The organism is Gordonia paraffinivorans NBRC 108238 (assembly GCF_000344155.1).
GTDB lineage: Bacteria > Actinomycetota > Actinomycetes > Mycobacteriales > Mycobacteriaceae > Gordonia > Gordonia paraffinivorans.
In genome coordinates this window covers 1-26,971 of record NZ_BAOQ01000052.1, presented here as the reverse complement: position 1 = coordinate 26,971, position 26,971 = coordinate 1, and the positions used below count along the sequence as shown (strand labels likewise).

Sequence of the window (26,971 nt, the reverse complement as noted above, 5' to 3'; positions counted from 1 at the left end):
CGAGTCTAGTGTCCGCCCCGCGCGCTCCCGTGTTGAGCGCCGGGTTGTCGGGGGTCCATGACATTCTTTTCGGTGTGAGTGGGCAGGAATCATCCCGAGGGGGACGCGCGATCGGATCCGGTGACGTCCTCGCCCGCGCACAGCGCTTTCCCCGTCTGCGGTACATGGGGTCCAAGTACCGGCTGCTGCCCCACCTCGAGCGCGTCTTCGCCGAGATCGGCGGCACGACGGCCGTCGACGCCTTCTCCGGGTCGGGGGTGGTGTCGTATCTGCTGAAGGCACAGGGATTCGAGGTCCTCAGCAACGACTTCCTGCATTTCCCGCACATCATCACCCGCGCCTCGGTGTCGAATTCCAGCGTCCGCCTCGAGCCCGAGCTGATCGAGCAGATCTGCGGGCCGGCGGCCGACGACCGCGACTACATCTCCCGGACCTTCGACGGCCTCTACTTCACCGCCGAGGACCGGGCCTTCCTGGACTCGGCGTGGTCCCACATCGACACCCTCCGCGGCTACCGGCGCGACCTCGCCATCGCGGCACTGGTCCTGTCGGCCGCGCGCAAGCAGCCGCGCGGGGTGTTCACCTTCACCGATTCGACGCGCTATGCCGACGGCCGGCGCGACCTCACCATGTCGCTGCGCGACCACTTCCGGTTACGCGCCGCCGCCGACTACAACGCCACGGTGTTCAGCAACGGCTGCAGCAACCGCAGCGTGCAGGGCGACGTCTTCGACCTCGAACTGCCCTGGTCGGCGCCGCCGGACCTGGTGTATCTCGACCCGCCGTACGCCCCTCCGGCCGACGACAACGACTACATCAAGCGCTATCACTTCCTCGAGGGCCTGTCGGCGTACTGGCGCGGCATGACCATCATGGAGAACACCAAGACCAAGAAGCTGCCGAAGCGCTTCACGCCGTTCGCCTACAAGCGGACCATCGAGGACGCGCTGCTGCGCACCTTCGAGCACTTCGAGGACGCCGGGGCGATCGTGCTGTCCTACTCATCGAACGCCCTGCCCGGCAAGGAGCGGATCGTCGACCTGCTGGGCAAGGTCAAGCCGTCGGTGGAGGTCATCGCCATCGACCACAAGTACAGTTTCGGTACGCACGCCGCGGCCACCCGCCGCGACGTCAGCGAGTACCTGTTCATCGGCCGGGACTGACACCACACGCATGAGTGACGCACCAGACTTCGACGACTACGTGAAGTCGTTGGGGCGCTTGACCTCTCACGTCGACCCCACCGCCTCGACACCGGAGGCCGAACGGATAGTCGAGGCCACCGCGCGCCTGGGCGAACTGCTCGACACCGACGTCCCAGGCCTGGCCGCCTGGGTCCGCGACAACCCCAACGACGTCCCGGTCCTCGGACTCGCGGTGGGGCTGTCGCAGGAGAAACTGAAGAACGCGCTCCGCGACCGCTTCGACACCAGCGGCTGGCACGGCCTCGCCCGCACCCAGCCGGTCGACCTGATCACCTGGCTCGACTCCGAGTTCGACCTCGTCCGCATGCTGCGGACCCAGATGGAACGCACCTACACCTTCGCCGACATCCTCGTCGCGCGTGCCGGGACCCGGGCGACGGCCACCCGCGCCGGGGCGTCGGGGCGACGGATCGAGGACGAGATCGAGGACATCGCACGCGATCTCGGTCTCGAGTACACGACGCGGTCCCGGTTCGCCGGGCGCAACGGCCGCACCGCTCCCGCCGATCTCATCGTCGGTGATCCCGCTTCCGCCGACATAGTCGTCGCGGCAAAGGGGTTCGACTCCACCGGGTCGAAGCTCACCGACGCGGTGCGCGAGATCGAGGAGATGGCCGAGGTCCGCCTGCCGACCCAGCTGGTGCTCGCGGTGATCGACGGGATCGGTTGGAAGTCGCGGCAATCCGACCTCCGCCGCATCCACCAGCTGTGGGTGAACCGTCAGATCGACGGCATGTACACCCTGGTGACGCTCGACCAATTCCGCGCCGACGTCGCCGATTTCGCCCGGCTGCGACGGCTCATCCCCTCCTGAGGGTCACTCGCCCAGCAGGGGCAATCGCACCCAGAACGTCGCCCCCTCGCCGGGCGCGGTGTCGACGCCGACCCGCCCGCCGTGGGCCTCGACCAGCGCGGCGACGATCGACAACCCCAGGCCGCTGCCCCCGCCCGAGCCCCGGTGCCGCGACTCGTCGCCGCGGTAGAACCGCTCGAAGACGTGCGCGGCCTCCTCCGCGGCCAGGCCGTTCCCGGTGTCGGCAACGGTGAGAACCGCCTCCGGACCCTCGGCAGCGCCGTCGTCGACCGCCACGACGACGGTCACGGACGCCTGCGGCGGGGTGTGGTTGATCGCGTTCGAGATGAGGTTGCGCAAGACCTGCAGGAGTCGCGGCGCGTCACCGGCCACCACCGGTGGGTGGTCGCTCGCGCTCACCTCCAGCCGGATGTCGCGGTCGGGAGCGGCGATGCGCGCGGAGGACACCGCGTCGGTCGCGAGCCCCAGCAGATCCACGGGTGCGGTGTCGAGGGGACGCTGCGCACCGAGCCGGGCGAGCATCAGCAGGTCCTCGACGAGGACGTTCATACGGTTCGCCTCGTCGTTGATACGCCGCATCGCATCCGGGACGTCGGGGACGCCGCCCTGCGAGTAGAGCTCGGCGAAACCCTTGATCGAGGTCAGCGGGGTGCGCAGCTCGTGGCTGGCGTCGGCGATGAAGCGGCGCATCTCCTCCTCGGACGCGCGGGCCTGCCGCTCGGAGGCCGCGGTGGTCGCGAAGGCCTGTTGGATCTGCCCCAGCATGGTGTTCAGGGACTCCGACAGGCTTCCGACCTCGGTGCCCGGCGCGGCCAGCGGCACGCGGCGGTCGAGGTCGCCGGCGGCGATGGCATGCGCGGTCTCCTCGACCCGGCGCAACGGCCGCAGACTCGTGCGGACCAGCAGATAACTGAGGACGGCGAGGAGGACGACGACCACGGCGCCGATCGCGAACTGCAGCCAGACCAGGCGGCTGATGGTCGCGTCGATGTCCGACATCGGGGTGGCGACGATCGACGAGCCGAAGCGATTGGATCGCTTGATCGCCCGCCACTGCGGACCGTCCCCGCCCACCGATCCGACGGTGACCGGGCCAACGTCGTCGCCGGTCAGCCCCGACACGTCCGGGGCGTGGTCGAACTGGTTGTAGACGTTGACCGACGCGGCCCCGCCGCCGATCTCCACGATCGACTCCACGTAGTAGGGCGACGGCGGACGGCGTGGTCCGGGCGGACCGGGCCGCGGCTCGGTCATCCGGCCCCGTGGATCGGCCCAGGTGCGGGAGGCGTTCACCAGTCCCTCGTCGGCGCGGGAGATGAGGTCCTGACGCATCGACGAGGTGACCGCGACCCCGGAGGCCAGCAGCCCGACCACGACGAGCGCGACCGTCAGCGCGACCAGGGAGATCCGGAGCGGAATCCCGCGCCGGCGCACCGGCTCCCGGCCGGGCGCGGCCCCGGGTGGCGTCCGGGCGTCTGGTTTCCCGGCGTCTGGTTCCCGGGCGGGTGGCGTCGTCATCTACTCGCGCGGCTCACGCATCACGTACCCGACGCCCCGGAGGGTGTGGATGAGGGGCTTCTCACCGTAGTCGAGCTTGCGCCGCAGGTACGAGACGTAGGACTCGACGACGTTCACGTCGCCGCCGAAGTCGTAGTTCCAGACGTGGTCGAGGATGCGGGGCTTGGACAGCACGGTGCCCGCGTTGACCATGAAGTAGCGCAGCAGGGTGAACTCGGTCGGCGACAGTTGGACCGGTCTGCCGGCCTTGAAGACCTCGTGGGTCTCGTCGTCGAGTTCGATGTCGGCGAAGGTGATCTTCGACGACGTCTTCGTCTCCTCGCCGAAGCCGCTGCGGCGCAGGAGCACCTGCAACCGAGCGACGACCTCCTCGAGGCTGAACGGTTTCGTGACGTAGTCGTCGCCGCCGATCGTGAGGCCGTTGACCTTGTCGGCGACCGAGTCGCGCGCCGAGAGAAAGAGCGCCGGGGCCTCGACTCCGTCGGCGCGCAGTCGTCGCAGCAGGCCGAAGCCGTCCATGCCGGGCATCATCACGTCGAGGATCAGAACGTCGGGCTTGCGGGTGCGGCACTTGTCGATGGCGCTCGGGCCGTCGGCCGCGGTGTCCACCTGGTATCCCTGGAATTTCAGCGACACCGACAGCAGTTCGCGGATGTTCTCCTCGTCGTCGACGACGAGGACCTTCGCCCCGCGCGGGGCGTCGTCACGGTCGGGTCCACTCACGCCCACCCACTCTTCCAGACGGCCCCGCGGCCTTCCTGGAAAGTGCCTGGGAGATCCCTGTGAACTCTGACCTGCTGTTATCGCGGGTGAGGCTACGCGTCCGGATCCCCGTACGCCGCGTCAATCGCGTCCGAGTCACGCCAGCGCCCGTAGGTCGGCCCCTGGGGCCAGCCCGCGGGCGAGTCCTGCCACTCCTCCTGCCGCCCCCACGGCAGAACGTCGATCAGCGCGAACGTGTGGGCGAGCTGTTCGACGCCGCGACCCGAGGTGTGCCAGGTCCGGTACACGGTGTCGCCGTCGCGGAGGAAGACGTTGACCGCGAACCCCTCGCCGGGGCCGGCACCGACGTCGGCGGAGAAGCTGGTGCCGGCCGATAGGTACCAGTCCATCCGGTTGCCGACCCGCTTCTTGTAGGCGAGTGCCTCGTCGATCGGTCCGTGCGTGATGATCACGAACCGGGCGTCATAATCGTCGAGGAATTCGAGCCGGTCGAACTGCGCGGTGAAGCCGGTGCAGCCCGAGCACTGCCACTTCTCGCCCGGGAACCACATGTGGTTGTAGACGATGAGCTGCGACCTGCCGTCGAAGACGTCGACGAGCCGAACCGGACCGTCGGGTCCGGTGAGGACGTGGTCGGGCATCTCGACCATCGGCAGCCGGCGTCGCTGCGCGGCGATCGCGTCGAGTTCTCGGGTGGCGGCCTTTTCCCGGACGCGCAGTTCGGCGAGTGCCGCAGCCCAGGTGTCGTGGTCGACGACGGGTGGGAGTGGAGTGCTCATCACGGGGTCCTCTCGTCGGGTGGTCCACTTCTCTGCAGGGACAGACCGCGAAGGCACCGCCGACTCATCGGCGTTCGCCGACCTCCTTCATGTACGGCGCGGAGTACTGGGTCTTGAATCCGACACCGCCGAGCCACTCCGCGAGCTCGTCGGCCCGGGCGTCGAGGGCTCGGCGCGCAGCCCGCGAGAGCGTCTCGAGGGGATGGACGGCGATCGAGCCGTCATCTCGCCGGTACCAACCGCCCACGATCCGCCCGTCCCACCACGCGGTCTGCCCGGCGTTGCCCACGGCGTCGAAGACGCGGGGTGCGTGGTCGCCGAGGTAGAAGGCGCGTTCCTTGTAGCCCATGATCGTCGGGTCGAGTTCGGGTAGCAGGACCGCGTGCGGTTCGACCGGAGCGTCGTCGTCGGAGTCGCCGGGAAGGTCGTCGGGCAGCACGTGCCCGACGCCGCCGCTCTGCAGCTCGACCTCGACGGTCCCCAGATCGGCCAGTGCGGCGCGAACGGCGGTCTTGGTGGAGCCGAGCCACCAGACCAGGTCGGTCTCGGTACCGGGACCGAAGGTCCGCAGCCAGCGTTCGATCAGCGCCCGGTGCCCGGCGTGCACGTCCGGGACCTCGAGGGTCTCACCGAGCCAGACCTTCATCGACGTCCACGCGGGCCTCGACAGATGCCAGTCCATACGGTTGGGCCCGCGCACGATCTCGCCCGAGGCGTCGAGCATGTTGAGCACGCGGGGCCCGAAGTGGCTCGTCCCGCCCCACGACCTGCCCTCGCCGAAGGTGATGGAACCGCTCAGCGCCGGCAGCCTCTCACGCAGTTCGGTCGAGGTGAGGGACTCCCCACCGGCGAGTTCGGCCAGCACCGCCTCGCGGGCGGTGTCGATCCACGCCTCGGGGTCGTCGACGTCGGGGCTGCGACGCAGATCCCGCAGCATGTTCCGCCGCTCCGACGCCGAGACCCGCGGGCCGAGGGCGCCGATGGCCTCGGCCAGGACGTCGCGCGGGAACGCGAACAGGGTCCGGCGCATCGCGAGGTGCTTGACGAGCGTCCGGTCGACGTAGAGGGCGGCGTCGAGATCGTCCCGGGTGAATCCGTCGACGCGCGCCCAGGCGGACAGATAGACGGTCGACGGCGTGGTGGAGTGCAATCCGACCATCGACCGCGCAGCCTCGACGACACCCGCCGCTCGCGAGTCCGGCGCCAGACGCGTGCGTCGGGCGAGTCTGGAACGACGCTGCGCGTCGGTGATCCGGGGACGTGGGGCCACCATGAACCGATCGTAGTGAGCAGATCGCGAAGACACGGGAAGGCGGATGCCGGAAACCGGCCGACCCCCATCGACCCGATTCCCGGCACCCGCCCGGATGCGTGTACGCCGACGACACACAGCCCCCGACGGGCAGTGCCTGAGAACACCTCCGCGTGTCCGGCGACCGACGCATCCGCACGCTCCCGACCCCCGTCAGGAAACGCATCCACAGGACACCGCATCGTCTGTCCGGAATCCAACAGGATCCGGATACGTGCGCGAAATTCCCAGGTAAACGGGGAAATGAACTCTCCGGTCCGGAATCCGGCAGTGCCGTACCCGGGCGACTTCCGGTCGGATGACCTGATCGTCTTTCCGGGTCCGGAGTGTCCATCGCCACCTTTTGCCGCAGGTGCTGGCCACCCGCGGGCGGGCGCGAGCATGATGATGCGGTCGATCGAGAAGGTGCGGGGGGGACACGATCGGCCGGGTCGCCTCGACGGGCGGCCGGCGGCGAACCCTCCTCGAGGCGTGGAGTCGGGTGGAGTGGATTTCGGTGAAGCGCTCGCGCGCCTGTTCGTCCAAGCCGGTCGCCCCACCCTCCGGGCCGCGTCCGCCCGCGCGAAGGTGTCCGCACAGCGCATCAGCGACTGGCGCAACGGTCGCCACCTGCCGCGCGACTTCGCGACCGTCGAGCCCTTGCTCGTCTGGCTGACCTCCCGCGCGGTCGCAGCCGGCGGCCCCGACGTCCTCACGGTCCCGCAGTGGCGCGAGCTGTGGGAGCAACATCTCTCCCGGGAGACGCCGGAGACGCCGGTGGCGGTGCGTCCCACCCGCCCGTATGCGGGCCTGGCCACCCTCACCGCCGACGACAGCGAGCTCTTCTTCGGCCGCGACGACCTCGTCTCCACCCTGGTCGACACGATCCTCGCCACCCGGGACGCACCCGTCCCCGAGTCCCGGCTCATCGTGGTCACCGGGGTCTCCGGCTCCGGCAAGTCGTCGCTGCTGCGCGCCGGTCTCGCCCGCGACCGCCGGCTCACCCCGCCCCGGTACGGCGAGATCACCGCCGACGGGCTCCGAATCGACGCCTCGGTCTGCCGATGCACCGCATCCGGCGCCGACGCCGGGCCACGCGCGTCCACCTGCGACTGCGGTTCCGATCCCGCCGCGGTGATCGTGATCGACCAGTTCGAGAACGTCTTCTCCCACGGCGACGACATGCGGCAGACGACGCTGCGCGCGGTCGAGGATCTCGCCGCCGACACCGTCGTCGTGGTCGGGGTGCGCGCCGACTTCTTCAGCAGGTGCGTCGAGTACCCGTTCCTCGCCCACGCCTGGCAACACCGCTGCGTGATCGTCTCCGAGATGACCCGCACCCAGCTCCGGGAGGTCATCACCGCCCCGGTGAAGCCGGCCGGCGGACGCATCGAGAGCGGTCTGGCCGACGTGATGATCACGGACCTCTACGAGGCGTCGACCGATGGCGATCGTGCCGGGCGGCTCCCGCTGCTCGCTCACGTCCTACAGGCGACGTGGGCGCGACGATCCGGGAACCGGATGACACTGTCCGGCTACCGCGCCACCGGAGGGATAGCCCGCGCCGTCGCCGACACCGCGGAATCGGCCTGGGAGGCCGTCGCCCCCGAGCACCACGACCTCGCCCGCGCACTCCTGGTCTCGCTCGTCCACGTGGGCCCGGCCGGCATCGCCCTGCGCGTGCCGATGTCGACCGCCACCATCGCCAACCGCTTCCCGCCCGAGGCCTCGACCGTCATCGACGCCTTCGCCCAGGCCCGGCTCCTGACCGTGTCCGCGGACTCGGTGATGCTGATCCACGATGTCGTGCTCACGGCGTGGCCGCGCCTGGCCGAGTGGATCGCCGACGACTCCGACACCCACGTGTGGTGGCAGCAGCTCGACGCGGACACGCAGGCCTGGCTGGACAACGGACGCAGCCGTTCGTTCCTCTACACCGGCCCGCGCCTGGACGACGCGAAGCGGCACCGGCGGGCGCTCCGCGGCCAGTACGTGCACCTGTTGAGCGCGGAGAACGACGTGTTCCTCGACTCCGCGGTCGCGATGGAACGACGCCGGCGGCTGCTGCAACTCGGCGCCGTCTCCGTGATCGTCGTCCTGGCCATCGCGGCGACGATCACGGCCGCCATCGGCTTCCGACAGGCCCATGACCTGCGCGAGCAGCGCAACTCCGCCGAGCGCCAGGCCCTCCTGTCGACCATCGACACCATGAAACGGTCGAACCCGTCGCTGGCCGCGCGCCTCCTGCTGGTCGCCCATCAGCTCTATCCCGAGGACGCGACGGTGGCCGCGGCCCTGCGCGGGGCTGCGACGAGCCCCCTCGCGACGCAGGTCACGGGCCACACCGGACCGGTCTACGACCTCGCGTTCGACCGGGCCGGCGACCTGCTGGCCTCGGCGAGCGGCGATCGGACCGTCCGCCTCTGGGAGCGCACCGGCGACGTCCCCGGCTACCGTCCCCTGGCGACGCTGACCGGGTTCGGCAACTACGTCACCTCCGCCGGTTTCCACCCCACGCTCCCGCTGCTGGCCGCGAGCAGCGGGGACGGATCGGTGCGTGTCTGGGACGTCTCCGAGCGGACGCGTCCACAACTGCGGACGACGGTCACCCCTGGTCGCGGGACCGTCTACATGGCGAGGTTCTCCGCCGACGGGCGGACGCTCGCCGCGTCGTCGGACGACGGCTCCATCACGGTCTTCGCGGTCGGGCCGGACGGAACCCTGCGACAGACCGCCGAGCTCCGCGGTCACGGCGCCGCCGCGCGCACCCTCTCGTTCAGCCACGACGGCCGCCTGCTCGCGAGCGGGGGCGACGACCGCACGGTACGACTGTGGACGACCGGCGAACAGCCCGTGCCCGTGGGCGAACCGCTGACGGGATTCCCCAGCATCACCCACGCGGTGTCTTTCGGCCCGGACGGCCGGTCGCTGGCCGTCACCGGAGACAGCCCCAACGCACAGCTGTGGGATGTCTCCGACCCCCGCGCGCCGCGCCCGCTGAGCACGTCTCTGCCCAACGCGACCGCCGGTTCCTGGTCCATCGGCTTCGATGCCACCGGATCGCAGATCGCCTCGGCACGCGCCGACAGCATGGTCCGGGTGTGGAACACCGCCAACCGCGCCGCGCCTACGATGCAGTGGGCCCTGCAGACCTCCGAACAGGGCTCGGTGCGCACCTTCTCCGCCGCCTTCGCGCCGGCCGGCGACCGCGTGGTGTCCGGCCGCTCCGACGGCGCCATCGACGTCTGGTCGCTGCCCGACCGCACGGTTCCCGACCGCGGCGGCACCATCAGCGGCATCGCCACCGACCCGGCGCGGCGCATCCTCACGACGGTCGGCTCCGACACCACCCTCAACGTGTGGACGCTCGACAGCCCGGAGATGACGTTGCGGTCGCGGACCCCGATCCAGCATCGGGTCAACGACCACCCCCGGGTCGCGGTGAACGAGCCCGGAACACTCGCCGCGACGGCCAACAAACAACGGCGGGCTCGTCGAACTGTGGGACATCGCCGACCCGGCCGCCCCGCGCGCCGCATCCCGGCTCCCGATCGGCACCCGCTACGCGTTCCCCCTGGCGTTCGCGCCGACCGACCTCGTCCGCAGCGCCGCCTTCAGCCCCGACGCCACCGTCGCGCTGTGGGATACCTCGGACCCGGCGGCACCGCGGCGTATCGGCGGGCCGCTGCGCGGACCGACCGACCTCGTCCGCAGCGCCGCCTTCAGCCCCGGCGCCACGCGACTCGCGGTGTCCTCCGACGACAAGCGCGTCTACCTGTACGACCTCGCCGCCGGCGACACCGAGCCGCACGCGGTCATCACCGACGACGCCCCGGTCGCGCAGGTGGCCTTCGCCGACGACGGCGAGGTCCTCGTCCTCGCCGCACGGGCGTTGTCGACGTGGCGGCTGCCCGCATCGGGCGCGGTTGCCGAACCCGAACAGATCACCCGCCACGACGACGTCTTCGCCACCACCCTGGCGATGTCGCCGAGCCGGGTGGCCGTGGGGACCGCCACCCACGAGCTGATCAGCTTCGCGCTCGGCGACGACGGCTCCCTCACCGACCGGGAGCAGGTGGACACGTTGCTCGACGCAACGGACTCGACCACCACCTGGCAACTGCCCGAGCGAATCCCGTCCGACGACGAACTCGTCGCCGGCGGCGACACCACCGGGAACGTGTACGTGCACAGCCTGGACCTGCAGGATGCGCGCGAATGGGTGTGCGCGAGCACGTCCCCGATGACCGATGCCCAGCGGGAGGCCTATCTGCCGCATGCCGATCTGCACGGCGACTGCGACGCCGACGTCACCGGAAGCTGAGCGGTTCCTCGCCCCAGGCCTCCCAGAGATCACCGTCGAGATTCGCCACGACCCGGTCCCGGGCATCGATGCGCAGCACCGGCCGGTGGCCGCTGTCGTAGGTCGGCCAGTCATCGCCGGCATCGGGCCTCCTGCCGTGAGCGAAGTCCGTCCACCGGCGGATCATCCGCTGCGACACGGCTTCTCCGTGCTTGCGCCCGCCGAGGAGGAAGGTGATGTCGCGCGGCGTCGCACCGAGATTTCCCCAGACATAGGGCACCTCGGTGGCGTGGGCGGCCCCCAGACCCAGGAGGCGGAACATCCTCGGACACCAGTCGTATCGGTAGACGTAGGTAGGCGCACGATGCGCGTGGGCGTCGGCCAGCCACAGCGTCGGCATCCGGAATGCGACGTCGCGGGCGACACCGAGCCCGGTGACCTTCGGTTTGAGCCCCGAGTAGGCCGAGAGGACCTGTGCGCGTTCGGGTAACACGACGTCGGGATACTCCGCGGCCATCGAGGCGAACATCCGCTCGATCTCCTCGGTGGTGATCGGCATGAGCGGGGACTTCATGTACTTGAACAGGTTGGCCTCGTCCCGGTTGGTCCCGATGATCAGCGGAACGGGCAGCGCACGCCCCGCCCGGTAGACGTCGAGGGGGTACTCGGGCAGCAGGTCGCCGTCGACGACCGGCGCGAAGGCGATGGTGCCGGGCCAGTCCGTGGGGACCCGGGAGAACAGGTCGGAGGTGAGCGCGGAACACCGTGCGCCGTCGAGTTTCTCGATGGCCTCGACCGCACGGGCGGGGTCGCCTGCATCGACGCCGAGCGATTCGAGCAGCAGACCCGCGACACGAGCGGCGCGTTCGGTGCCGTACATCGAGGTGACCGGTGAACTTTGGGCGATCGCGCGCCCGAACAGGCCTTCCGCGGCGGGCATCGCCAGCAGGGCGGTCACCAGTCCGGCGCCGGCCGATTCCCCGAAGACGGTGACGCGCCGGGGGTCTCCGCCGAAGCCCGCGATGTGGTCGCGCAACCATCCGAGTGCGGCGAGCACGTCACTGAGTCCGACATTGGACTCGAAGCGCGGGTCGATGGACGACAGGTCGGCGAAACCGTGCAGTCCGAGACGGTAGTTCAGCGTCACGACCACCACGTCGCCGGCGGACGCGAGGTTGGAGCCCTCGTAGAACGGCTGGCTGCCCGATCCCAGGACATAGGCCCCGCCGTGCAACCACACCATCACCGGCAGACCGTCGCCGGAGCCGGCCCGCGCCGACGCGCCCGGCGGCGTCCACACGTTGAGGAACAGGCAGTCCTCGTCCATCACGACGTCCGGCCCGAGCCGGACCGCGGGGTTGGGTTCCTGCGGGTTGACCGCCCCGAACGTCCGCGCGTCGACGGTCGCGTCGGGAGATCCGTTGGGCGTGAGCGGGACTGCCCGCCGCCAGCGCAGATCGCCCACCGGCGCCTCGGCGTAGCGGATGCCGCGCCAGATGTCGGAGCGTTCGCCGGCGACACCGCGATAGGTGCCCAGGGCGGTCCGCGCGAGCGGCGCGTCGCGGCGCGTGGCGGAGGCCGGGTTCTTCTCCCCGTCGACGGTCATGGTGGCGGGTTCGTCGTGCTCCATGCGTCCATCGTGCCCCGCGGCGTCGATCGATGGTGGGCGATCGGTGGTGGGCCACCGGTGGAGGCGTTCGACGAGGAGCCGTCCGTCGGCCTGCGATGGGTACAGTGCAGGCATGGAAATACTACGCAGCGTCGTAATCTTCGTGCACCTCATCGGCTTCGCCGTCACCTTCGGTGCGCTGGTATCGCAGGCGGTCAGCCGCGAGTTCCGATTCACCCGCGTGATGGAGTGGGGCGTGGTGATCTCGTTCGTCACCGGCCTGGCGCTCGCGGCGCCCTGGCCGGAGGGCATCGAGCTCAACTACCCGAAGATCATCATCAAGCTCGTGATCCTGCTCGTGCTGGGCGGCGTCCTGGGCATGGGCAATGCGCGTCAGCGTCGCACCGGCGAACCCGTGCCGCGCGGGTTGTTCTGGGTGGCGTGCGCACTGCCCCTGATCGCGGCGGGCCTCGCGGTCATCTGGTGACCTTCACCGTGCGACCTCGAACCGCTGGACGCACATCCGCGGTTCGGGGCGCACGGTCACCCGGTCGTGGTCGGTGCGCTCGGCGCGGACGCCGAACGCCCCTTTCACCACGACCACCCGGATCGACACCACCAGATCACCGTCCGGTGTCCGTGCGACGACCCGGCCGACCGAGGAATCCCGGACCTCCGAGGTGGCGGCCGACCGCCGGAGCTGCTCGACCAGACCCCGGGCGGACCCGGCCTCGGGCGAGTCCGGACACAACCGGGCCAGCGCGGACTCGACGCGACGGGTGTCGTCGGGCGTGTAGCTGAGCAGGTCGACCAGCGTCGTCCGCGCGAACTCGACGACCTCCGTCTCGTCGACGGGCCGGTCGTCCTCGGTCTGCGCGGCCCGGAGTGCGAGCACGAGCGAGCCGACCACCACACAGTTGAGGGCGACGACGCCGGCGACCGCGCCGAGAACTGCGAGCCTGGAGGGAGTGCGGGCGGCTCCTCCGAGTCGCGTCGGGCGTCGGAGTCGTCGAAGTGTCGTCTGCCCGTGACCCATCTCCGCTTCCCTGAGGACCCAGAGGTCTTCGTCGAGTCCGTCGTCCGTCGAGTCCTCGTCGAAAACCGGCCGACGAGCACTCACCGACTGATCGCGAGTGTAGGCGCGCCGACGGGCCGTCGGCGCCGTTCCGGCCGGACAGGCAACCCGTTCTGGCCGACCCGGCAGACAGAGAGGCCAGGTGGAGTACTCATCCCACCCGGCCTTCGTGGAGCCCCCTGTCAGGATTGAACTGACGACCGCTCGCTTACAAGGCGAGTGCTCTACCACTGAGCTAAGGAGGCGTGCGTGCGCGAGTATATCGACCCCGCGCCCGGGTTCTCCAAACGACCGTGAACCACCGGTCCGCGGCCCCGTTCGGGCGGTCACGCCGGGACGGCGGCCACCGCCTCGATCTCCACCAACTGCTCGTCGTAGGCGAGGACCGTGACGCCCATCAGGCTGCCGGCCGGCTTGTGATCGCCGAAGTAGTCGGTCACCACCTCCCACGCGACCACCAGGTCGGCCTGCAGACGCTCGGCGACGAAGACGGTGATCTTGGCGACGTCGGTCAGTGCGGCCCCGGCCTCGGCGAGCGCCGCCTCGAGGTTCACCAGGCACTGGCGCGTCTGTTCGGCGACGTTGCCGGGTGCGACCGTGGCCCCGTCGGAGTCGATCGGCGCCGCACCCGCGGTGAACACCAGGCTGCCGGGCGCGACCGTGGCGCTACGGGTGTGACCGTCTCGGGGACCGTTGATCCGCACTGCTGACATGTGGCGATCGTAGACCGGGCCCGGTCACACGCCGCGAGGCGTGAGGTGCCGGCCATCTGGGTAGCCCCCTGCGAGGATCGAACCCACGGCCGCCCACCGCGAGGCGATCGCCCACCGCCGGCCGGACACCAGGAAGGGAGACCTGAGTGCGCGAGTTCCTCCGCACCGCGTTGCGGCGGCTCACCGGCACCCGGCAGGCGACGATCGACACGATCGAGCCCGGCAGCATCATGGTGTCGCCGCGCAAACCGATCGAACCGTTCGACGTCGCGGCGATCACCGAGGTCCTCGACCTCGCCACCAAGATCGGTGCGGTGCTGCTCGACTCGGGCACCGGGGCCATCGACACCCAGACCCAGATCAAGTTCGTCGCGGGTGTCTACGGTCTCGAGGACGTCGACGTCGACGTCACCTACAACACCATCGTGGTCAGCGCACGGCGCGGCGCTACCCTGCCGCCGATCACCACCATGGAGCAGGTCTACTACCGCTCGATGGACTTCACCCGGCTCGCGCAGGTGGACCGGCTCGTCCGGCGTATCCGCGACTCCGGCATCAGCCCGTCGACCGCGCACCGCATGGTCGACGAGATCATCACCGCCCCACATCCGTATCCGCACTGGGTCGCGACGGTGGCGTGGGGCGCGATGGCGTCGGCCATCTCGGTCCTCCTCGGCGGCCAGTACCTGGTCGCCGCGCTCGCCTTCCTGACCACCGGGGCCACCGTGACACTCAACCGGAGGCTCAACCGGATCGGCACGCCCGCCTTCTTCCAGCAGTTCGCGGGCGGGTTCATCGCGGTGGTCCCGGCGACCCTGGTCTTCGGCGCGTCCGAGCGGCTGGGCGTGGAGATCGCGCCGTCGCAGGTCATCGCGGCCGGGATCGTCGTGCTGTTGTCCGGGCTGTCGCTGGTGGGGTCGGTGCAGGACGCCATCACCGGCGCCCCGATCACCGGCGTCGCGAGGTTCTTCGAGCTGCTCCTCATGACGGGCGGGATCATCGCCGGGGTCGGTGTCGCGATCCGGCTGCTCGAGGCCGCCGGCATCTTCCTGCCGACCATCACCACCTCGACGAGTTTCGAGGCCGTCGAACTCCCCGTCCGGGTGGTGGCGGGCGCGGCCGCGGCCTGCGCCTATGCCCTGGCCTCCTATGCGGAGAAACGCGCGCTCGGGGTCGCCTTCCTCGGCGGCCTGATCGGCACGGCGGTCGCGGCGTCGGCGACGTTCACCAGCGTCGGCGACGTCGTCGCGAACGGGCTGGCAGCAGCCTTCGTCGGCCTCGTCGGCGGCCTGCTCGCCCGGCGCGCTCTCACACCGCCGCTGGTCGTCGCGGTCGCCGGCATCACCCCGCTGCTCCCGGGTCTCGCGGTCTACCGCGGCCTGTACGGCATCCTCAGCGAGCAGACGCTCAGCGGTTTCACCTGGATGGCCAACGCCCTGGCGATCGGCTGCGCCCTCGCCGCCGGTGTCACCCTCGGCGAGTTCGTCGCCCGTTCTCTACGCCGGCCGCAGCTCCCGCCGAGGCCGGACTGGATCATCCGACGCCGCATGGCGATGCGGGAACGTCCCCTCCGCGAAAGCCGGAGATGGCCGCCCCCGTCCAACCGGAGGTGGCCGCCGCCACCGCGGCGACAGCCGCAGGACCAACCACCGCGGCGACAGCCGCAGGACCAGTCACCGCGACAACAGCCGCACGACCAGACACCGCGACAACCGCAGGACCCTGCGACCCGGCCGCAGGCGGGAGGACAGTCACCGTGGCGGCAGGACCGGACGCCGCGACCGCGGCCGCAGGACCCGCCGGGCCGGGGGCGGTGGCGGCAGCCGCCGGAGCCACCGGCAGATAGGCGCCCGGACGAGTTCTGACCACTGCCGGAGCACGGGTAGAATGAGAGGTCGGATGTGCCGTCTCGGCCACCCGAGCACGTAACACGACGGCCCCAGGCCGCACGCGACAGACCGCCCGTACGACGAGGGGATCACATGCCCGCCAAGACCACCGACATCGCCGACGAAGAACTGGAACCGGTAGCCGACGAGACCGCCAATTCCGCGCGCCGCGTCGTCGCCGCCTACGCCACCGACGCCGACGAATGCCGGATGCTGCTCGCCATGCTGGGGATCGCTCCGGGCGAGAACGCCTGATCAGGTGGCGCCGCGACCGGTTGAATCCGGGCCCGACCCCGTGACCGACACCGCGAGCGGGGAAAGGCCGCACAGGACTGCTCCGCACGACGGCGCAGAGTTCGTCGTCGTGGCCAACCGGCTGCCCGTCGACAAGGAGGTCCTCCCCGACGGCACGGTCAACTGGAAGCGCAGTCCCGGCGGTCTGGTGACCGCGCTCGAACCGATCCTGCGCGCCAACACCGGCGCCTGGGTCGGCTGGTCGGGTATCCCGGATTCGGATGACAATCCCGACATCGAGGGCATCGACATCCATGCGGTGCCGTTGTCCGCGCAGGAGATAGCCGAGTACTACGAGGGCTTCTCCAATGCCACGTTGTGGCCGCTGTACCACGACGTGATCGTCAAACCCGAGTACCACCGCGAATGGTGGAACACCTACGTCGAGGTGAACCGCAGGTTCGCCGAGGCCGCGTCGAAGGCGGCCGGCGAGGGCGCCATCGTCTGGGTGCAGGACTATCAGCTGCAGCTGGTCCCGAAGATGCTGCGGATGCTGCGGCCCGACGTCAAGATCGGGTTCTTCCTGCACATCCCGTTCCCACCGGTGGAACTGTTCATGCAGATGCCGTGGCGCACCGAGATCGTCGAGGGCCTGCTGGGCGCCGACCTGATCGGATTCCATCTGCCCGGCGGCGCCCAGAACTTCCTCTACCTCGCCCGACGCCTCGCCGGACAGGCCACGAGCAAGGGCACCGTGGGCGTGCGCTCACGGTTCGGCGTGGTGCAGGTCGGTTTCCGCACGGTCCGGGTGGGCGCGTTCCCGATCTCCATCGACTCCGGGGCGCTCGCCGCACTCGCGAAGACCAAGCGGATCCGCGACCGCGCCGCCGAGATCCGGCGCGAGCTCGGCAACCCGAAGACGATCATGCTCGGCGTCGACCGCCTCGACTACACCAAGGGCATCGACGTCCGGCTCAAGGCGATCTCGGAGCTGCTGGCCGAGGGTCGCCTCGACGCCTCCGAGACCGTGATGCTGCAGCTGGCCACCCCCAGCCGCGAACGCGTCGAGAGCTACAAGCAGATGCGGGCCGGCATCGAGCAGCTGGTGGGCAACATCAACGGCAACTACGCCACCGTCGGCCACCCGGTCGTGCAGTACCTGCACCGCCCGGTGCCACGCGAGGAGCTGATCGCCTTCTTCGTCGCCGCCGACGTCATGCTGGTGACCCCGCTGCGCGACGGCATGAACCTTGTGGCCAAGGAGTACGTGGCCTGCCGGACCGACCTCGGCGGAGCCCTGGTGCTCAGTGAGTTCACCGGCGCCGCAGCCGAACTGCGCTCGGCTTACCAGGCCAACCCGTACGACCTCGACGGCGTCAAGGACGCGATCGAGGCCGCGGTGAAGCAGAGCGAACACGAGGGCAGACGCCGGATGCGCGCGTTGCGTCGCCAGGTGCTCGCCCACGACGTCGACAAGTGGGCCCGCAGCTTCCTCGGCACGCTCAACGCGGAGTCGGAGACAGAGCTGTCGGCGAATCGCGGTGTCGAGCTGGTGGAGTCGGCCGCACCGGTGACCGAACTGCCCGAGCTCCGGCCGGCAACCGAGAGCGCGGTCCCCGCCGAGTCCCACGACACCGCCGAAAACGAATGAGCGCCACCGGGATCACTCCGGCACTGCGGGAGGCCCTGGCGGCGGCGACGCGTGCCCGTCGTCTCCTCCTGGCGTCCGATTACGACGGGTGTGTGTCACCGATCGTCTCGCGCCCGGAGGATGCGGTGCCGAACCCGGCGTCGATCGTCGCGCTGGAGAAGGCCGCCGCACTCCCGGACACCGAGGTCGCGCTGGTGTCGGGACGTGAGCTCGCCGTCCTCGCCGACCTGTCCGGACTCACCGCGCCGGTGACGCTCGTCGGCAGCCACGGCAGCGAGTTCGACACCGGTTTCGTGGTCGAGGTGACCGACGCCAAGCGGGCGCTGCTGGCCCGGATCGTCGACGAATTGCGTTCGATCGCAGCCCGTTTCCCGGGTTCGACGGTGGAGACGAAGCCTGCCGCCGCGGTGCTGCACGTCCGCAATGCGGATCCCGCCGACGCCGGAGCGGCTCTCGACGCCGCCCGGTCCGGTCCGGGGTCGTGGGAGGGTGTGCACAGCACCGCGGGCAAGGCCGTTCTCGAACTGGCGGTCATCGAGACCAGCAAGGGCCACGCGCTCGACATCCTGCGGGAGCGGCTGGACTGCGACGTCGTCATCTACCTCGGCGACGACGTGACCGACGAGAAGGCCTTCGCCCATCTGCGTCCCGATGCCGGAGATGTCGGGATCAAGGTCGGCGAGGGCGAGACCGCCGCCGCCCACCGCGTCGCCGACACCGATGACGTGGCCTCGGTGCTCGACTTCGTCGCGACCCGGCGTGCCGACGCCCTCGGCGCCGAAAGCCCTCAGGGTTGAGCGTCTCTCAGCGGATGGCGATACGCGCCGCGCGGTCGTCGTAGGGCAGCTCGCCCCGAACGGTGGCGGTCACCTCGTAGGACCTCAGGGCGATCGATCCGCGGTGGTTGTCGAGGAATGCGGTGTCGGCCGCGTCGCGCCCGGTTGCGATCCGGACGAACGACTGTCGCGGCGCGAGACGTGTCGCGTCGACGACCACCCATTCGTCGTCGATGATCGCCTCGGCCACCGCGTGGAAGTCCATGGGCGAACATCCCGGCGCATAGACCGCGACGAGCCGCGCGGGGATGTTCAGTGCGCGCAGGAGCGCGACCACCAGGTGCGCGTAGTCGCGGCACACGCCGGCACCGGCCAGCAGGGTGTCGGCCGCCCCGTCGATCGGGTCGCTCGCCCCCGGGATGTAGTTGAGCCGGTCCTCGACGAACGCCGCGACCTGGTTGAGCAGTTCGCCTTCGGGCAGCGACGTGTCGAACTGGCCGGCGGCGAACCCGAAGAACTTGTCGCACTCGGCATATCGGCTCGGCCGCAGGTATGTCGACCGATCGGTCGGGCCGACCGGGGCGGGATCGGCCGGGGTGAGCACCTCGGCGGTGTACTCGACCGTCAGAAGGCCGCGGTCGAGCTGCATGCGGTGGATGCGTGACCCGTGTTCGGCGAGGATCTCCTCGGGGGCCACGGTGCGGCCGTCGAGTTCGATCTTCAGCTCTTCCTGTACCTGCAGCCCGGGCAGCTTGGCCACGGTGATCTGCATCTCCAGCTCGGTGGGGTCGTCGATGCTCACCTCGAGTCGAGCGGACACATCGCGGGGCATCGTCATTCCCCCACCGTAGGGGAAGAACGACGGTAGAGCACATCGCCGCCGGGGCCACCGGCCGGCGCCGGATCACCGCCTCGACGGTCAGAGCGTCGCGACGGCCGCGATCGGATCGGCGTAGATGACGCTCAGCGCCACCACCACCGCGGCGCTTTCCTGTACGTGCACACCGAATCTCGACGGCGCGATCTCCAGCGGCCGGTCGAGCGTGGTCGACTCGTCGAAGGCCGCCTGCACCGGCGCGAGACCGTGTGGGTGGGCGGCGAAGGCGTCGCCGGCAACAACGATGGTGTCCGGGTTGATGACGTCACGGATGAGCGCGACGGCCTCGCCGAGCACCCGCGCGCGCTCGTCGACGATCTGCGCGGAGTCCGGATCGATGCCGAGACGCTCGGCGGCGGCCAGCGCCGCGTCGTCGCCGATGACGTTCTGCAGCCGGACGCGTGCGTGCCCGGGTGCGAGGACCGGCGCCGACACCGGCAGGTGGGCGATGGTGCCGGCACCGCGCTCGGGCACGTGCACCCGCCCCTCGAGAGTCATTGCCATACCGGCCGTTTCACGCGCGTAGAAGAACAGGCCGGTCCCGCTGGTGTCCCGGGCCCCGGTGAGCAGCAGTTCCGCGGCCGCCATCGCCTCGACGTGCTCGCACACCGACACCGGTGTGGCGAGGTGCTCGGCGAGCGTCGCACCGACCGGGAGCTGGCGCCAGCGGAGGACCTTGTGATCGACCACGCCGGTGTCGGCGTCGACCGCTCCGCCCACCGCGACCCCGCCCCACAGCAGCCGGCGGCCGCTGAAACGCCCGGCGAGCTCGGCGAGCTGCGCGGACAGATCATCGACCGCCTGCTGCTGGTCTCCGGTCGGGGTGAGCACCGTGTGGCTGTAGAGGGTCCGCCCGCCGAGGTCGGCGATGACGAGCACGGTACGGCGGGCCCCGATGTGCATTCCGGCCACGCACAGGGAATCCCGGTCGATGGTCAGCGGGTGCTTGGGCCTGCCAATCGTTTTCGGCGCGGCGAGGTCGGGCCGCTCGACGATCAGGCCGTGCGCGGCCAGGGCGTGGACCTGCCGGTTGATCGTCGCCGCCGACAGCCCCGTCGTCTCGGCGAGCTGGTCCCGGGTCACCGGCCCGCCGACCCGGATCGCATGCAGCACCGCGGCTGCCGGCGTCGACGTCAGTTGCAGCGCCGCCGGGATCACACCCCCTCGCATGCGAAGAATGTAGCAGCGCGACGCTGCCGGACACGGGTCGTCGGGTGGTCGGGCGGTGCGTCGTAAGGTGGGCGCATGAGCCCAGACACCAGCAACGACGCCACCGCACAAAGTCCTGACCAGCGTCCGATCGCCGTCGTCACCGGCGCGAGTTCCGGTATCGGCGCGGCCACCGCCCGGAAGCTGGCCGAGCAGGGGTATCACGTCGTCCTCGGCGCACGACGCCTCGACCGCGTGCAGGAGATCGCCGAGGAGATCGGCGGCACCGGCAGGCAGCTCGACGTCACCGACGACGACTCGGTCGCCGCATTCGTCGACGGACTCGACACGGTGAGCGTCCTGGTGAACAACGCCGGCGGCGCCAAGGGACTCGACCCGGTCGCGAACGCGGATCTCGACGACTGGCGGTGGATGTGGGAGACCAACGTCCTCGGCAGCCTGCGGATGACCAAGGCACTCATCCCGGCGCTCATCGCCTCCGGCGACGGTCTCATCGTGGCCATCACCTCGGTCGCCGCGCTCGAGGCCTACGACAACGGCGCCGGCTACACCTCTGCCAAGCACGCCCAGGCGATCACGCACCGCACGCTCCGCTACGAGCTGCTCGGGAAGCCGGTGCGGCTCACCGAGATCTGCCCCGGCATGGTGGAGACCGAGTTCTCGCTGGTGCGTTTCGACGGCGACGAGAAGCGCGCCGACGCCGTCTACGAGGGTCTGACCCCGCTGACCGCCGAGGATGTCGCCGAGGTGATCGGATTCGTCGCGTCGCGTCCGCCGCACGTGAATCTGGACCAGATCGTGCTCAAGCCCCGCGACCAGGCGTCGGCACGGCGCAACATCAAGACCGGCTAGCCCTAGCGCGGTGCCGGCGCGTCGGAGGTGGGTGCATCGCTGGGCGTCGCCGGCACCGACGAGTCGACGGCCTCACCCTTGACGGCCGACATGCTCTGCCAGGTCTCCCAGTCGAAGATCCAGTCGAAGATGTCGCCGTCGGCCTCCGACAGCGGGATCCGCGTGCCGGTCACCTCGACCGGGTCGCCGTAGATCGCGGTCCGGAAGTAGCGCTCGGCGTCGGCCTCGGACAGGTTGATGCACCCGTTGGTGACGTTGGCCGCGCCCTGGACGTTGACGGTCTCCGGGTTGGCGTGGATGAACTCGCCGTTGTTGGAGATGCGCACCGCCCAGCGTTCCCGGATGTTGAAGTAGCCTGCCGCCGGGTTGCTCATGAAGAACTCGTCGTACTTCTCGGTGACGACGTGGATGCCCGAGCGGGTGACGTTACGGTCGAGGTCTCCCTCTCCGTAGCTGCACGGCAACGCCATGAGCTCCGCACCGTCACGGATCACGACGATGCGGTGTGACGGCGCGTCGGCCTTCACCACCTGGGCGCGTCCGATCGTGAAATCGCTGGTGACGTCTGCGGCACCGTACGCCCCGCCGCCGTGGTCGAGTCCGTACAGCTTGGCGTCCATGTGCACCTTGGTGCCGGGAGCCCAGTATTCGCGCGGGCGCCAGTGGACCCGGGAGCCGTTGTCCTCGCCGAGCCAGGCCCACGACCCCTCGGTGGGCGGCGTGGTGGTGACGCTCAGCGCCCGCTCGACCGCATCCTTGTCCTCGACGGTCCCGTTGAACTTGAGGATGATCGGGGCGGCGATGCCGACCTCCTGGCCGTCGCCGATGTTGACCACGACGTTCAGCTGGCTCGCCGGCTCGAGGGTGGTGAAGCGCCCCTCCACCGGAACCACCTTGCCGTCGGTACCGACAGCGGTTCCGCTCCAGGTGTATTCGGTGCCGTAGCCGAGGGGTTCGGCGACCGTGAAGATCGTGCGGTCCTCGGACATGCGGCCGTTGACCACCCGCCCGCGCGGGTTGGTGAGTTTCACGTCCGGATTGAGAGTGCCGTTCTCTGCCTGTACCGACACCTCCGCAACAGGGTTCGGCGGCTCACCGTCGAGCGGCGGGGTGAAGACGAGCCGGACGTTCGGCTCGTCGGGCTTGCCGGCGTCCGAGCCGGAACGGGAGCCGGTACACGCCGCGACGGCGACCCCGAGCACGCCGACCCCGGCGGCGGCGAGCACGGCACGCCGGTTCACCGGTGTCCTGGGAGTCATCACCCGGTCAAGCCTACCGATGAATCGCTCGTCGTTCGCCGGGTGAAGGACCGCGGCGAGTTCCTCCGCGCGGGGCTCGACGGCGGCCCCACGCCGGTCGTCCCCGCCGCTCCCGGCGATACCGTCGATCCATGGCCACCTCCCACCGGCACGACGATCATCCCGAGCACCCACCGCACGAGCACCACCAGCACGAACACCCGACGCACTCCGACCTCGCGGCCGCGCTCGACCTCGACGCCGAACTGGTCGGCGACCATCTCGACGACGCCGCGACGCTCATCGTCGAGGCGCTCGGAGGCCCGCCTGCCCGGATCGTCGACCTGGGGGCGGGCACCGGTAGCGGGACCGAGGCCCTGGCACGCCGCTTCCCGGACGCGACGCTGCTCGCCGTCGACAGCTCACCGGCGATGACGGAGACCATCGACCGACGAGCGCGGGCGGCCGGCCTCACCGACCGGGTGACCACGGTTGTCGCCGATCTCGACCGAGGGCTCCCGCAGATGCGGCGACCCGACGTCATCTGGGCGGCGATGTCACTGCACCACATCGCCGATGCCGGTGCACTGCTCCGCTCCGCGGCCACGGCCCTGGGTTCCGAGGGCGTGCTCGTGATCGTCGAGATGGCCGGTCTGCCGCGATTCGCTCCGGACGACGACGCCGGATTGCGGGCGCTGGAGGATCGGTGCCACGCCGCCGCGGCGCGTGCCGGATGGGAGGCGCTCGCCGATTGGACCACGACGATCGGCGACGCCGGCCTGGAGATCGCGCGCGACCGCACGATCCGTGTCGAGCGTGCTGACCCCGCCGCACAGGTGTCTCGATACGCCGTGCACTGGTTCTCGCAGTTCCGTCACCGGCTCGACGAGCCCGCAGGGATGCTCTCGCGCGCCGATGTCGAGCTGCTCGATACGCTCATCGACTCGGCGCAGCCCTCGTCGCTGCATCGTCGAACCGACCTGCGACTCGTCGCGGAACGCCGGGTCTGGATCGTGCGGCCGATCCGGGCCGACGGAGGTGTCGAGTAGCCCGCGGCACCATCGGCAGGAGCGTCGCCCTGCAGCCCGCCGCCGGGTGCTCTCCCCTACTCCGGAAAGCCCTCCAGCACGGCGGCGGTCGACGAGAGACCCAGTCGTGTGGCGCCGGCCTCGATGAGTTCGGCGGCGGCCTCCGCAGTTCGGATGCCGCCGCTCGCCTTGACGCCGATGTGCGGGTTGACGGCCCCGCGCATGACGCGCACGGCGTCGACGCTCGCGCCGCCGGCGGGGTGGAAGCCGGTGGAGGTCTTCACCATGCCCGCGCCCGCCTGCTCGGCTCGGCGACACACCTCGGCGACCATGTCCGGCCCGCCGCGCTCGAGCAGCACCGCGGACTCGATGATGACCTTGAGCAGGGCCGCATCGCCGATCGCCTCGCGCACCGTGAGGATGTCGGAGAACACCTCGTCGTAGCGCCCGTCGACCGCGGCGCCGACGTCGATGACCATGTCGATCTCCTGAGCGCCGGAGTCCACGGCGAGTCGCGCCTCGGCTGCCTTGACCAGGGAATGGTGCTTGCCCGACGGGAATCCGACGACCACGCAGGTGCGCTGGTCGCCGGTGTCGATCGGCAGCATCGACGGCGACAGGCACACCGCGTACACACCCAGCCGGGCGGCCTCGGCGACGGTGGCCTCCGCATCGGCGCGGGTGGCCTCGGGCTTGAGGAGTGTGTGGTCGATGAGGGCGGCGACGTCTGCACGCCGTAGGTCGGTGTTCGTCACGATGACGAGCTTGGCACACTGACTGTCGTGACCGGCACGCAGACGACCCCCATCACCGACCAGCCTGAGCACCGTTACGTCCTGACGCTCGGATGCCCCGACCGACTGGGCATCGTGGCCCGCATCTCGAGCTTCCTCACCGAGGTCGGCGGCTGGATCACCGAGGCGGCCTACCACTCCGATGCGGACACCGGCTGGTTCTTCACCCGCCAGGCCATCCGCACCGACTCCGTCCCCTACACGGCGGACGAACTACGGGAGCGCTTCGCCACCGAGGTCGCCGATTGGCTCGGCCCGGAGACGGAGTGGAAGCTGACCGATTCGCGCGACACCAAGTCGATCGTGTTGTTGGTCAGCAAGGAGACCCACTGCCTCATCGACCTGTTGGGGCGTGCGCATCGCGGTGAGTTGCCGGCCACCATCAGCGCCGTCATCGGCAACCACGCCGAACTCGAAGATCTCGCGACCCGCTTCGGCATCCCGTTCCATCACGTGCCGTTTGCGCGGGACCGCAAGTCCGAGGCCTTTGCCGAGCTCGCCCGGGTCGTCGACGGCTTCGATCCCGACGCGGTCGTCCTGGCCCGGTTCATGCAGATCCTGCCGCCGAAGCTGTGCGAGGCGTGGGCCGGCCGCGCGATCAACATCCACCACAGCTTCCTGCCGAGCTTCGTCGGCGCCCGCCCGTATCACCAGGCATTCGCGCGCGGTGTGAAGCTGATCGGCGCCACCTGCCACTACGTCACCGCAGACCTCGACGCCGGCCCGATCATCGAACAGGACGTCATCCGCGTCGACCACAGCGATTCCGTCACCGACATGGTGCGCCAGGGACGCGACATCGAGACCCTGGTCCTGGCCCGGGGACTCCGCTGGCACCTGGAGGACCGGATTCTGGTGCATGGACGTCGAACGGTGATCTTCAACTAGCAAACACCGGCGGGGCCCGGTCACCGAGAATGGTGACCGGGCCCCGCCCGTTTCGACGTGCTCGCCGGATCTCACCGGCGACCGACCGGATGAGTCAGCTCAGGGCCTTCTCGTAGAACGACCACGAACGATGCAACTGGTCCTGCCAGTAACCCCAGGAATGCGTACCCGTCGGCGGCAGGTCGACAGTGGCCGGGATGTTCAACTCCCGCAACCGGTTCACGAGCTGCAGGGTGCACACCATCGTGCTGCCCTCGATGATCCCACCCACTGCGATCTGATCGACCAACTTGTCCTGCTTCTTCACGTAGGCCGGGTTGTCGTACTGTCCGGGCAGGCCCGTCGCATTCGAGATGTACAACTTGGTCCCGCGCAGCTTGTGCGCATTGATCACCGGATCATGCTTACGCCAGCCCGGACCGTTGTACGGCCCCCACATGTTCCGGGCATCACCCTTGCCGCGGACCTCGACCACCAACCGGATGTTGTTCTGGCCGAACGGATCGGCGACGGTCGGGCAGCCGCTGTAGGCACCGACCGCCTTGTACAGACCCGGATGCTCGATGGCCAGATTCAGCACGGAGGTTCCCGACGACGAGATTCCGCCGACCGCATTCTTGCCCGAGGTGTTGTACTTCGCATCGATGACCGGCGGCAACTCCTTGCCCAGGAACGTCGACCACTTGTGGACGCCGAGCACAGGATCGGGCTTCTCCCAATCGGTGTAGTAGCTGAACTGCCCCTGATTCGGGATCACCACATACAGGTTCTTGTTCTTCGTGAAGCGCACGATGTCGGTCTTGTCGAGCCAGTTGGCGCCGTCCTCACCGCCACCGGCACCGTTGAGCAGATACAGCACACCGCGCGGTTTCGACTCATCGGCCGGTTTGATGACCGTCAGCGGGATGTCCTTGTTCATCGCATCCGAGTGCACCACGATGTTGGTCACCCGCGCGGTCGACGACCCCGCATCCACAATATGCGGCTTCGCCGACGCCACACCCGTCGAGCCCACAACCGACGCGACGAGCCCGACACCCAACGCGACGGCGAGCCCGCACCTACGCCAACGGTTCATAACACAATCTCCTTGCAGCTTCACGCACCACCGACTCGTCGGACGAATCGTTACCGCGTGCACGTTACCGCGCTCACACTCACATGCAGACACAGACCGACGAAATCAGACACAGACCAACCACTCCGAGACGCAGAACCGCCTCACGACCAAGTCGCGAGGCGGTTCGGAGGGGATGCTCAGAACAGACTTCACTCGTCGCCGCTCGAGCCCGTGCCCGCGTAGGGGCCACCCTCGAACGAGCCGGTCGTGATCGTATCGAGGAAGGTGTCAAGAAAGCCGTCGTTCGAGCCGTTGCCGCCCTCGGGGGGTGTGAAAGGAAAGCCGCCCATATTCTTCTCCAATGCAGGGGGGATGATGCGAATGGAATCCACCCGCCGGGTCCTTCTGGCGGGTCGGTACCGAGAGTATGCTACTTCACCGCCCTCAGACACCGCGATCTTCGAGCTCGGCACGACTTTTCCGG

22 protein-coding genes, 1 tRNA gene and 2 pseudogenes are annotated in these 26,971 nt (G+C 69.8%); 11 read left to right on the top strand and 14 right to left on the bottom strand.

Translation table 11 applies throughout. The features are described 5' to 3' along the window. The first annotated feature begins 74 nt into the window (after positions 1–74). Positions 75–1,163, top strand: a complete 1,089-nt coding sequence (locus tag GP2_RS19555) for a DNA adenine methylase (protein WP_255218669.1) — start codon at positions 75–77, stop codon at positions 1,161–1,163. A gap of 10 nt (positions 1,164–1,173) precedes the next feature. Next, positions 1,174–2,019 (top strand): hypothetical protein, encoded by an 846-nt coding sequence (locus GP2_RS19550; protein WP_006902333.1) that lies wholly within the window; start codon positions 1,174–1,176, stop codon positions 2,017–2,019. A 3-nt stretch (positions 2,020–2,022) separates the two neighbouring features. On the opposite strand, the gene GP2_RS19545 is transcribed toward GP2_RS19550, so the two are convergent. From GP2_RS19545 to GP2_RS19530, 4 genes are all read right to left on the bottom strand, one after another. After that, complete coding sequence (locus GP2_RS19545) at positions 2,023–3,537, bottom strand: sensor histidine kinase (RefSeq protein ID WP_006902332.1); 1,515 nt, start codon at positions 3,535–3,537, stop codon at positions 2,023–2,025. Further along, a complete protein-coding gene (locus tag GP2_RS19540) occupies positions 3,538–4,260 on the bottom strand; it encodes a response regulator transcription factor (protein ID WP_040527522.1) in 723 nt (240 codons plus the stop codon). It abuts the gene before it with no gap. 92 nt (positions 4,261–4,352) lie between these two features. Then, positions 4,353–5,039: a DUF899 domain-containing protein gene (locus GP2_RS19535; protein WP_006902330.1), complete on the bottom strand. Its 687-nt coding sequence runs from the start codon at positions 5,037–5,039 to the stop codon at positions 4,353–4,355. A 64-nt stretch (positions 5,040–5,103) separates the two neighbouring features. Then, on the bottom strand, positions 5,104–6,312 hold the full coding sequence (locus GP2_RS19530; RefSeq protein ID WP_006902329.1) for a winged helix DNA-binding domain-containing protein: 1,209 nt from the start codon (positions 6,310–6,312) through the stop codon (positions 5,104–5,106). A 525-nt stretch (positions 6,313–6,837) separates the two neighbouring features. Between GP2_RS19530 and GP2_RS22395 the strand changes: the two are divergent. Next, a pseudogene (locus GP2_RS22395) lies at positions 6,838–10,654 on the top strand (nSTAND1 domain-containing NTPase). Here GP2_RS22395 and GP2_RS19520 read toward each other — a convergent pair. Next, positions 10,641–12,263, bottom strand: coding sequence for a carboxylesterase/lipase family protein (locus tag GP2_RS19520; RefSeq protein WP_006902327.1), 1,623 nt, complete (start codon positions 12,261–12,263; stop codon positions 10,641–10,643). The pseudogene GP2_RS22395 and the gene GP2_RS19520 sit on opposite strands and share 14 nt — an antisense overlap. Positions 12,264–12,375: 112 nt before the next feature. Between GP2_RS19520 and GP2_RS19515 the strand changes: the two genes are divergently transcribed. Beyond that, a complete protein-coding gene (locus GP2_RS19515; protein ID WP_006902326.1) occupies positions 12,376–12,729 on the top strand; it encodes a hypothetical protein in 354 nt (117 codons plus the stop codon). Between the two features lie 3 nt (positions 12,730–12,732). Here GP2_RS19515 and GP2_RS19510 read toward each other — a convergent pair whose 3' ends face one another. The 3 genes from GP2_RS19510 to GP2_RS19500 form a co-directional block, all read right to left on the bottom strand. Beyond that, the gene (locus GP2_RS19510) at positions 12,733–13,362 is read right to left on the bottom strand and encodes a hypothetical protein (protein WP_006902325.1); all 630 of its coding nucleotides are present in this window, start codon (positions 13,360–13,362) and stop codon (positions 12,733–12,735) included. A 125-nt stretch (positions 13,363–13,487) separates the two neighbouring features. Next, a tRNA-Thr gene (locus GP2_RS19505) sits at positions 13,488–13,562 on the bottom strand. Between the two features lie 81 nt (positions 13,563–13,643). After that, the gene (locus tag GP2_RS19500) at positions 13,644–14,030 is read right to left on the bottom strand and encodes a RidA family protein (RefSeq protein ID WP_006902324.1); all 387 of its coding nucleotides are present in this window, start codon (positions 14,028–14,030) and stop codon (positions 13,644–13,646) included. Between the two features lie 146 nt (positions 14,031–14,176). Between GP2_RS19500 and GP2_RS19495 the strand changes: the two are divergent. The 4 genes and pseudogenes from GP2_RS19495 to otsB form a co-directional block, all read left to right on the top strand. After that, positions 14,177–15,661 (top strand): annotated as a pseudogene (locus GP2_RS19495) (threonine/serine exporter family protein); the annotation flags it as partial. 351 nt (positions 15,662–16,012) lie between these two features. Continuing rightward, positions 16,013–16,174: a hypothetical protein gene (locus tag GP2_RS21895; RefSeq protein WP_005200235.1), complete on the top strand. Its 162-nt coding sequence runs from the start codon at positions 16,013–16,015 to the stop codon at positions 16,172–16,174. 4 nt (positions 16,175–16,178) lie between these two features. Then, a complete protein-coding gene (locus GP2_RS19490; RefSeq protein ID WP_006902322.1) occupies positions 16,179–17,804 on the top strand; it encodes an alpha,alpha-trehalose-phosphate synthase (UDP-forming) in 1,626 nt (541 codons plus the stop codon). Continuing rightward, the gene (otsB, locus tag GP2_RS19485; RefSeq protein WP_006902321.1) at positions 17,801–18,601 is read left to right on the top strand and encodes a trehalose-phosphatase; all 801 of its coding nucleotides are present in this window, start codon (positions 17,801–17,803) and stop codon (positions 18,599–18,601) included. The genes GP2_RS19490 and otsB overlap by 4 nt, the downstream gene beginning before the upstream one ends. Positions 18,602–18,608: 7 nt before the next feature. Here otsB and GP2_RS19480 read toward each other — a convergent pair whose 3' ends face one another. After that, positions 18,609–19,418, bottom strand: coding sequence for a transglutaminase-like domain-containing protein (locus tag GP2_RS19480; RefSeq protein WP_006902320.1), 810 nt, complete (start codon positions 19,416–19,418; stop codon positions 18,609–18,611). A gap of 81 nt (positions 19,419–19,499) precedes the next feature. Beyond that, a complete protein-coding gene (locus GP2_RS19475) occupies positions 19,500–20,627 on the bottom strand; it encodes an ROK family transcriptional regulator (protein WP_040527521.1) in 1,128 nt (375 codons plus the stop codon). Between the two features lie 75 nt (positions 20,628–20,702). Here GP2_RS19475 and GP2_RS19470 point away from each other — a divergent pair, with 75 nt between their 5' ends. Next, positions 20,703–21,479 carry an SDR family NAD(P)-dependent oxidoreductase gene (locus GP2_RS19470; RefSeq protein WP_006902318.1) on the top strand — a complete coding sequence of 259 codons (777 nt, stop codon included), beginning with the start codon at positions 20,703–20,705 and terminating at the stop codon, positions 21,477–21,479. A gap of 2 nt (positions 21,480–21,481) precedes the next feature. On the opposite strand, the gene GP2_RS19465 is transcribed toward GP2_RS19470, so the two are convergent. Next, entirely contained in the window at positions 21,482–22,738 is a 1,257-nt protein-coding gene (locus tag GP2_RS19465) for a L,D-transpeptidase (protein WP_040527520.1), read from the bottom strand. Between the two features lie 131 nt (positions 22,739–22,869). On the opposite strand from GP2_RS19465, the gene GP2_RS19460 reads away from it, so the two are divergent. Next, on the top strand, positions 22,870–23,766 hold the full coding sequence (locus GP2_RS19460; RefSeq protein WP_006902315.1) for a class I SAM-dependent methyltransferase: 897 nt from the start codon (positions 22,870–22,872) through the stop codon (positions 23,764–23,766). Between the two features lie 56 nt (positions 23,767–23,822). On the opposite strand, the gene deoC is transcribed toward GP2_RS19460, so the two are convergent. Further along, positions 23,823–24,500, bottom strand: a complete 678-nt coding sequence (deoC, locus tag GP2_RS19455; protein WP_040527525.1) for a deoxyribose-phosphate aldolase — start codon at positions 24,498–24,500, stop codon at positions 23,823–23,825. Positions 24,501–24,527: 27 nt separating this feature from the next. Between deoC and purU the strand changes: the two genes are divergently transcribed. Next, positions 24,528–25,427 carry a formyltetrahydrofolate deformylase gene (gene purU / locus GP2_RS19450; RefSeq protein ID WP_006902312.1) on the top strand — a complete coding sequence of 300 codons (900 nt, stop codon included), beginning with the start codon at positions 24,528–24,530 and terminating at the stop codon, positions 25,425–25,427. A gap of 94 nt (positions 25,428–25,521) precedes the next feature. On the opposite strand, the gene GP2_RS19445 is transcribed toward purU, so the two are convergent. Further along, a complete protein-coding gene (locus GP2_RS19445; protein WP_006902311.1) occupies positions 25,522–26,505 on the bottom strand; it encodes an alpha/beta hydrolase in 984 nt (327 codons plus the stop codon). Positions 26,506–26,696: 191 nt separating this feature from the next. Beyond that, complete coding sequence (locus GP2_RS19440) at positions 26,697–26,879, bottom strand: hypothetical protein (protein WP_006902310.1); 183 nt, start codon at positions 26,877–26,879, stop codon at positions 26,697–26,699. Positions 26,880–26,971 lie beyond the last annotated feature (92 nt).